At 47.8% G+C, this 2,846-nt stretch carries 2 protein-coding genes; both read right to left on the bottom strand.

All coding sequences use genetic code 11. The features are described 5' to 3' along the window. Window positions 1-520 precede the first annotated feature (520 nt). The gene (xseA, locus tag KDK18_RS00355) at window positions 521-1,897 is read right to left on the bottom strand and encodes an exodeoxyribonuclease VII large subunit (protein ID WP_257252384.1); all 1,377 of its coding nucleotides are present in this window, start codon (window positions 1,895-1,897) and stop codon (window positions 521-523) included. A 122-nt stretch (window positions 1,898-2,019) separates the two neighbouring features. Continuing rightward, window positions 2,020-2,846: hypothetical protein (locus KDK18_RS00360; RefSeq protein WP_257252385.1), on the bottom strand; the 827-nt coding region annotated here is incomplete at its 5' end.

Genomic DNA, 2,846 nt, shown 5'->3' on the forward strand with positions numbered 1-2,846 from the left:
GTGCCGCAAAAAGTGAGTGTTTAATAATTCTATCCTTGTCCTCTGGTTTACAGAGGAGAAGGATAGATCAAGAAAACAAGCGTGTTTTTTATCTTCTTCATCAAGAAGGTGTTGCAAAACTCCAACAACTGGTTCCCACGCCCCAGCGTGGAAATACATACCTCCACTGAAAACCCGGCTCTAAAGCTTAGATAAGGTACGGGTTCCCAATCTGGAGCATGGGAGGCAGAGTTATGCGACACCCTCCTTAACAGCCGGTCAATGAACTTGTTAATGGCAAGCAGGGAATTACTCCAGGCAGCGCTTTAAATCTTGCCCGATTCTTTTGCATGTCAACGGATTCCTGGCTTAATTTGCAACTGCACTGGGATTTATAAAACAGCTTAATGCCTGATGTACGGCATCGCCCTGATTGATCAGCTGCCTTTACTCTGAGTTTTCTTAACCAGGTTTGAGACATTATCCGGATTGGCAGCGGTGTTATGGGGAGTCAGAACGGTTGAGGATTGAGGTATAGTCGTCACGATTTGCGAATCTCAATCACCTGACAGTCTGCTGAACCCTGGCTGAATCGTGCCGTCACCCGTTCACCTTCCGTCAGTTGCCCGGCCTCTCGAATAAATTCATCGCCCCTGGCCACAATGCTGTAGCCTCGCGACAGTGTTGCCAGGGGGCTGACGGCATCCAGCATGCCGGTCAGTTGTTTTAAGCGACTTTCTTTCTGCTTTAAAAGTACTTGTATGGATGAATCCAGTTGATTTTTCAGCAGATTCAACTGGCCTTGCAGCCGCTCAATGCGTCTTGAAGGTGAAGACTGCAGGAGCCTGTCGTTGAGTCTCTGGTGCCTTGCAGAATGGAACTGCAGGGCGATGGTCATGGATTGCTGAAGCCGAATGTGCAGATCTTCCAGCCGCTGGTGATGCTCTCTCAGGCGTTCGCCCGGATGACGCAGGCGCAGACTGGTGTTATCGAGCGTCTGGGACAGGACTTGCAGACGATGCTTCATTAAAGCCTGAAGCTTGCGGTTCAGTAAGGCGAGCTTATTGAGAATATCCTGTTGGTCAGGACTGAGCACCTCAGCTGCTGCCGATGGCGTAGGGGCCCGGTAATCGGCGACAAAATCAGCAATGGTAAAATCAATTTCATGGCCCACAGCACTGACCACGGGAACATCGGAAGCTGCTATGGCTCTGGCGACCCTTTCTTCATTGAAAGGCCAGAGGTCTTCCAGTGAGCCACCCCCGCGACCGACAATAAGAACGTCAAACAGCCCGCTGCGATTGGCCATTTCAACGCCTCTGACCAACTCGTTGGCAGCTTCTTTACCCTGGACTGCACTGGGAATGACGGTAATGGGTATGGAGGGGAAACGTCTTCTTAGTACTGCCAGGATGTCGCGGATAGCGGCACCTGTTGGCGAGGTCACGACACCGATATGAGAGGGCAAGGCCGGCAGAGGCTTTTTATGCTCTGAATTGAACAGACCTTCAGTGGCTAATTTGAGCTTAAGCGCCTCAAAAGCACGCTGAAGAGCACCGGCGCCGCCTTCTTCCATATGATCGACAATCAGTTGGTAGTCGCCCCGACCTTCATAGAGACTGACCCGACCTCTGACAATCAGTTGCATGCCTTCAGCCGGAACAAAACGCAGGCTGCGGTTTCGGTTTTTGAACATTGCACAGCGAATCTGGGCATTGGCGTCTTTAAGGGTGAAGTACCAGTGTCCTGAGCCGGGTCGGGCAAGACCGGAAAGTTCGCCTTCAACTCTGACATTTGCGAACCGCGTTTCCAGCATTCGCCGGGTTTGGCTGTTCAGCTCTGTTACCGTCAGAGGGCGCTGATTGTCCGATTGAGCGGGAGTACCCTGCTCAGCATGAAATAAATTATGGCCTTGCATGAGAATGTTGATGCCATGGTGTTTGAGAGAGATAAGGCTGAATAACAATATACTTGATTATCCCCGATCAAACTATACATTCATTAATGTCCGCATCGGGCGTGCCCGTCAAGGCCTTCCTGTTACTCTTGTTGAGTAGATACTGGATAATTGCTTAATGACTTAATAATATTTTGGTTTCCATAACGTCTCAGGTGGAAGTCTGCCCTTTCTTTCTCTCCCAGAAGAAAGGCGGGAGTGATTGATATCCAGTGAAAAAAATCCAGCCAGGGAGCAAGATTTGAATCATAACGTTCGAATGCGGTGCTCATAGCCTTCCGGTTTTCATCATACATAAGCGTTAGATCGGCGGTTGCCAGAAGTGCCAAAAAAACGGCTTTCATTTGTGTATTTTCCTCAATCTTCTTCGTCATTATCTCATTCCAGAACAGATCCTGTTCGTTGTCATAGCTATTATTGAGCGTCTCATAAGCCCATAAATAATAGTGAACCAAGACTGACTTTGTGCGATGTTTTTTCAAAAGAGCACTTCTTATAGCCTCATAATTTGAGTGAGATTCCAGTCGGGGCAGGTTATAAACGAATGCATCAAAAGCGGTATCAGGTTGTGGTGTTTCCTGTAGCACTTCGAACGATGCTGTATATTCATTCCGGCTTAGCCCATAGCTTGCAACACTCTCTGATAGCTGATCAATTTCAGAAACGGTTGCCTCGGATGAAGCATCCAGCATCTCTGATTTACCTAATACAAAAGCCTTTACAAGGCTAAAGTACTTTTTAATGTTCTCTGGTCTGTCATTACTTTTGATTTCATTGTCCAGAAAAATACAATATTGTTTTGGTCTTTTTTTAATGGGAAAACGCCTTGTGTTCTCCAGCGGTTTCAACAGTATGCTTTCAATACTGTCTGGATCAATTATCCTGGGAAATAACGCTTCTTCAACTTCAG

The sequence above is a fragment of the Endozoicomonas sp. SESOKO3 genome, assembly GCF_024606255.1.